We start from the raw sequence: 5394 nt of genomic DNA on the forward strand, positions 1-5394 counted from the left end.
GCTACCCCCCTCCCTAGCCCTCCCCCACAAGGGGGGAGGGAACGGAGAGAGCGGTATTCGCGGTTAAACTCGACTCGGCTTCAGCTCATCTCGCCCTAATCCGGAAAGCCGAACAGCTTGGCCGGATTGTGCACCAAAATCTTCTCCAGCGTCGACTGATCAGGCGCGTAGCGGTACATCAGCTCGAGCAGATCGGCGTCGTTGGGCGGCTGCTTGACCGAGACCGGATGCGGCCAGTCGCTGGCCCAGACGCAGCGGTCGACTGCGGCCTCGATATAGGCGCGCGCGATCGGGATGACGTCGTCGTAAGGAGCACCGCGCTTCGAGGTCTTCTCGCCGAGCGACAGCATCACCCAGAAATTGCCCCTGGCGAGCAGTTCGAGCATCTTGCGCAAATTCGGATCGTTCCTGCCGGCTTCCGGATCGGGACGCGCCATGTGGTCGATCAGCACGGGCACGTCGAGATTCTCGTATTTGGCGACGCTGGAAACGATGCCGTCCTTCTCGGGCTGGATCTTGACGTACCAGCCGAGCTCGCGGATGCGCGCAATCGCGCGGGCGAAATCGGCATCCGACAGCACGGCGCCGAGCTCCTGGCGGAAGCTGAAGCGCGCGCCGCGGACACCTGCATCATGCAGCTTGGCGAGATAAGTGTCGTTCGCCTCCGCGAACACCAGCGCGTTGGCGCAGCCGCGATAGTTCGGGCCCATCGCGGCGAGACCGTCGAGCACGACGGCATGATCGGCGCCGTAGGTCGTGGTCTGCACGATGATGCCGCGCTCGATGCCGAGCGTCTTGTGCACGCGCAGCGCCGCTTCCCAGGTCGCGGTCGGCATCCGATAGGCCGCGCCGGGACGTTCCGGATATTTGTCGATGGGGCCGAGCACGTGAAACTGGCTGTCGACGGTTTTGGGCGGCGGCGCCTTGACCGGGCGGCGCGGGTTCGGGTCGAACGGCAGATAGGTCGGCATGCGCAAACTCCTTTAGTCGATCATGGCGGTGAAGTCGCACTGCACCAGTGCGCCGCCGTCCATGTTGTCCATCGGCAGCGCGTGGCGCGCCGGGCGCGAATGCTCGTCCGGAAACATCTTCAGCCACTCGACGTTGACCGGGCCGCGCTGCGTACGGTCCTTCAACCACACGGTCATCTTGATGATGTCGTCGGTGGTGCCGCCGGCGGCCTCGACCGTGGCCTTCATATGCGCGAACATGTTGGCACATTGCGCATCGAGGCTCTCGGGCATCGCGCCGGCGGCATCGCGGCCGAGGATGACGCCTGACATCACGAGATTGCCGATGCGGCAGGCGTTCGGAATCGGGTTGGCGTGCTTGAAGCCGCCGATGTGGATGCTCTTGCGCCGCGTTTGGCCTGTCATGATGCGCTCCCGTTTATTGTTGGTTCAGACGAACTGGCAGGACACCGAGCCGAACGCGCCGTAGTCGGCATGAAACGTGTCGCCGCGGCGGATATCGACCGGACGCGTGAACGACCCCGCCAGCACCACCTCGCCGGCGGCGAGATGCTCGTCATGCGGCGCGAGGCGGTTGGCGAGCCAGGCGATGCCGTTGGCGGGATGATTGAGCACGCCGGCCGCAAGCCCGGTCTCCTCGACCTCGCCGTTGCGGAACAACAGCGCGCCGATCCAGCGCATGTCCGCGTCCATCGGGCGGAACGGCCGGCCGCCGAGCACCAGCGCGGCATTCGCCGCGTTGTCCGAGATCGTGTCCATCACCTTGCGCGCCTTGCCGGTGTCGGGATCGACGCGGTGCATGCGCGTCTCCAGGATCTCCAGCGCCGGGGTGACGTAGTCGGTGGCGTTGAGCACGTCGAAGATGGTGCAATCCGGCCCGCGCAGCGGCGCCTTCAGCACGAAGGCGAGCTCGACCTCGATGCGGGGCGCGTGAAAACGGTCGAACGGAATCGGCGTGGCATCGGCATAGAACATGTCGGCGAACAGCACGCCGTAATCCGGCTCGGAAATGCCGACCGCGTTCTGCATCGCCTTCGAGGTCAGGCCGATCTTGTGGCCCTTGATAACCCGGCCGCGTCCGAGCTGGAGTTTTGTCCAGGCGCGCTGAACGGCATAGGCATCCTCCATGCTGAAATCGGGATAGTCTTTGGTGAACATCGTGATCAGCGTCTTGGTGCGCTCGGCCTCGTCAAGGCGCGCGGCAAGGCGTTCGATCGTGGCGGTATCCAGCATGGTTTAACTCTCCGCCGCGACGGTGTTGCGCAGCACGCCAATGCGGCTGGATTCGACCTCGACGACATCGCCGACTTTCAGCCAGCGCGGCGGGTCGAAGCGGGCGCCGGCGCCGGTCGGCGTGCCTGTCACGATCATGTCGCCGGGCTTGAGAGTGGCGAACGTGGAGAGATAGGAGATCAGAAAGTCGAACGGAAACATCAGCCGCTCGGTGGTGTCCTGCTGCCGGACCTCGCCGTTGACGCGCGTGACGATGTCATGAGGGCCGCGCGGATCGAGCTCGTCCGACGTGACGATCCACGGACCGATGCTGCCGGAGCGGTCGAAATTCTTGCCTTGCGTGACATTGAACTTGCCGTGGCGCAGCCAGTCGCGGATCGTGCCCTCGTTGCACAGCGTCATGCCGAAAATGTGTGACCAGGCCTTTTCGCGCGGAATGTGACGGCCGCCCTGCCCGATCACGATGACGAGTTCGCCTTCATAATCGAGCTGATCGGATACCGTGGGCTTCTCCAGCGGCTGACCGGAGCCCGTCATCGAGGACATGCTGCGCACGAACAGGCTGGGATATTTGGGCAGGTCGGAGCTGTCTTTATACTCGGCATTGCGCTCGGCATAATTGACGCCGATGCACCAGAGCTTTTCCGGCGCCAGCACCGGCGGAAGCAGCACGAGCTCGTCGAGCGCATAATCCGGCTTTTGTCCGGCGACGGCTTCCTGCGCGTCGGCCAGCGCATTGGCTGCGATCAGCGCCCTCAAATCGGAGAAGTCGCGGCCGACCCGCCGGGTCAGATCGACGACACCGCCTTCGATGGCGGCACCATAGTGCGGCTCTCCGTCCAGGAGATAGCTTAGGAGTCGCATGGTCGTTCTCCAATGGTCTTGAGGTGCTGCCGGGGCAGCGCGCTCAGTCTTTCGATTTGGGAGTCTGGAACACGCCGCGCAGCGTCACGATCTCGCCGAGACGGGCGTAGCGCGGTCCGCCGATGCGCGCGATCGGATCGAGCGCCGCGGTTTCGACCTTGCCGTCGTTCACGAGGCCGTCGCGGAGGTGGAACATCACGACTTCGCCGACGATCAGGCGGCTGCGGGCGTCGCCGAATTCCAGGCACTGCCGGAAGCGGCATTCCATCGCAACCGGTGCAATGCTGAGCCGCGGCACCTTGATGCGCTCGCTCGGGAGCGTCTCGAGGCCAAGCTCCGCGACCTCGCTGATCTCAGGCGGATGCTCTACCGACGAGTCGTGCACGGCCTGCATCAGCGGGGTATCGGCGATGTGGATCACATATTCCTCGGTGTCGAGAATGTTGTGCGCGGTGTCCTTGTAGTCGGCGCCCTTGCGGCCGACGCTGATGGCCAGCATCGGCGGCTTCTGCGAGACGAAGGTGAAGGCGCTGAATGGCGCGAGGTTGAGCACGCCTGCGCGGGACAGGCTCGTCACCCAGGCGATCGGACGCGGCACCACGATGCCGGTCATCAGCCGGTAGATGCGCTCGGCGCCGAGCTCGGTGGGGTCGATCCGCATCGATCAATCCGCCTTGATGTTGGCCTTGCGCACGATCGGAATCCATTTGGCGTCCTCGCGCTCGAGATAGGCCCTGAATTCATCGGGCGTCATCGCGACGGCTTCGCCGCCGAGCTTCTCGAACTTGTCGACCACGGCGGGGTCCTTCAGGATCGCGGTCAACGCGTCGTGCAGCTTGTCGATCACGGGCGCCGGCGTGCCTGCCGGTGCGAACAGGCCGGTGAAGGTCTGGCCGTCAAAATCCTTGTAGCCGAGCTCGGCAAACGTCGGGACATCGGGCAGCGACTTCAGGCGGTGCGGGCTGGTGACGGCCAGCGCCCGGAACAGGCCGGCCTTGATGTGCTGCAGGCTGACCGTGAGCTGGTCGAACGCGAACTGTACCTGGCCGCCCAAGAGATCGTTGACCGCAGGCGCATTGCCGCGATAGTGCGCGGTGACCCATTGCAGGTCGAGGCTGGACTGCATCAGCTCACTGAGCAGATGGTTGGTGGTGCCGGGACCGGGCGAGGCCATCGTCAACTTGCCCGGCTCGCGCTTGGCAAGGTCGATGAATTCCTTGAAATTCGTCGCCTGCACCGACGGATGCACCTCGAGCACCAGCGGCGTCATCGAGATCGTCGTAATCGGCAGGAAGTCCTTCTTCCAGCTGTAGACGTCGCGCTTGTTGATTTCGGTCGCGAACAGCACCGGGCCGTTGGCACCGACGAACAGCGTGTAGCCGTCGGGCGCGGATTTCGCGAAAGCCTCGCCCGCGATCATGCCGCCGGCGCCCGCCTTGTTCTCGATGATGAAGGGCTGGCCAAGCTTTTCCTGGAGCTTGTCGGCGATGATGCGCGCGGCGCTGTCGACATTGCCGCCGGCCGGATAGGGCACGATCAGCTTGACGTTGCGCGACGGCCATTGCTGGCCCGACGCCGGTCCCGCCAGCATCGCCGCTGCGGCAGCTATGGCAATCCAGATTAATCTCATGTTAACCTCCCGGCGGCGCTTCCAATTTTACGTCGATTTGCCTGACGTCGTACACGGCATCTCGATTCGGAGCGCAATCTCCAGATGCGCGCTTTACCTGTCGAGTGAATTGTGGCGTTCTTGTCCATATTATGGACAAGACCGCTTCCGCGAAATCCACCCGCCGCATCACCGAACCGCGACAGGGTGCGCAGGCGATCCGCCGCGCGCTCGCGGTGCTGCGCATTCTTGCCGCCGGCCGCGAGGACGGCGTGCCGCTGGCAGAGGTGGTGCGGGCGACCGGCCTCACCCGCCCGACCGTGCACCGCATCGTCCACGTGCTGATCGAGGAAGGTATCGTCGAACGGCATGACAAAACCGGCCGCTACGCGATCGGCAACCAGGTGCCGGAGCTTGCGCTCGCACGGGCTCGGCCGTCGCGGCTGCTGATCGCCGCCAATCCGTCGCTGCAACGTGCGTCGACCGAGATCGGCGACACGCTGTTCCTGACGGTGCGGACCGGCAACGACACGCTGTGCGTCGACCGCAGGATCGGTGTCTATCCGATCCAGGTGCTGTCGATCGAGGTGGGGGGGGGGCGCCCCCCCCGCGGGGGCCCCCCCCCCCGCCCGCCCGCCCGCCCCCCCCCCCCCCCCCCCCCGCACCCGCCGCGGGGGGGCGGGGGGGGCCGCCGGCGCGCCGCGCCCCCCCCCGCCG

7 protein-coding genes are annotated in these 5394 nt (G+C 65.5%); 1 reads left to right on the forward strand and 6 read right to left on the reverse strand.

The window, feature by feature from the left end; genetic code table 11:
• Nucleotides 1-95 precede the first annotated feature (95 nt).
• Genes AC0L3A_RS37700 through AC0L3A_RS37725 form a run of 6 tightly spaced genes read right to left on the reverse strand, consistent with a single transcriptional unit; the run spans nucleotide 96 to nucleotide 4698 of the window.
• Nucleotides 96-971, reverse strand: coding sequence for an amidohydrolase family protein (locus AC0L3A_RS37700; protein WP_354126921.1), 876 nt, complete (start codon nucleotides 969-971; stop codon nucleotides 96-98).
• A gap of 12 nt (nucleotides 972-983) precedes the next feature.
• Nucleotides 984-1376 carry a RidA family protein gene (locus AC0L3A_RS37705; RefSeq protein ID WP_007597590.1) on the reverse strand — a complete coding sequence of 131 codons (393 nt, stop codon included), beginning with the start codon at nucleotides 1374-1376 and terminating at the stop codon, nucleotides 984-986.
• 24 nt (nucleotides 1377-1400) lie between these two features.
• Nucleotides 1401-2204 carry a 2-oxo-hept-4-ene-1,7-dioate hydratase gene (gene hpaH / locus AC0L3A_RS37710; RefSeq protein WP_354126922.1) on the reverse strand — a complete coding sequence of 268 codons (804 nt, stop codon included), beginning with the start codon at nucleotides 2202-2204 and terminating at the stop codon, nucleotides 1401-1403.
• 3 nt (nucleotides 2205-2207) lie between these two features.
• On the reverse strand, nucleotides 2208-3068 hold the full coding sequence (locus tag AC0L3A_RS37715; protein ID WP_354126923.1) for a fumarylacetoacetate hydrolase family protein: 861 nt from the start codon (nucleotides 3066-3068) through the stop codon (nucleotides 2208-2210).
• A 43-nt stretch (nucleotides 3069-3111) separates the two neighbouring features.
• Nucleotides 3112-3729 carry a flavin reductase family protein gene (locus AC0L3A_RS37720; protein ID WP_007597595.1) on the reverse strand — a complete coding sequence of 206 codons (618 nt, stop codon included), beginning with the start codon at nucleotides 3727-3729 and terminating at the stop codon, nucleotides 3112-3114.
• Nucleotides 3730-3732: 3 nt separating this feature from the next.
• Complete coding sequence (locus tag AC0L3A_RS37725) at nucleotides 3733-4698, reverse strand: Bug family tripartite tricarboxylate transporter substrate binding protein (protein ID WP_219682469.1); 966 nt, start codon at nucleotides 4696-4698, stop codon at nucleotides 3733-3735.
• 131 nt (nucleotides 4699-4829) lie between these two features.
• Between AC0L3A_RS37725 and AC0L3A_RS37730 the strand changes: the two genes are divergently transcribed.
• A partial coding sequence (locus AC0L3A_RS37730; RefSeq protein ID WP_473256290.1) for a helix-turn-helix domain-containing protein occupies nucleotides 4830-5394 on the forward strand: 565 nt, incomplete at its 3' end.

This window comes from Bradyrhizobium sp. MI1.3 (assembly GCF_055811695.1).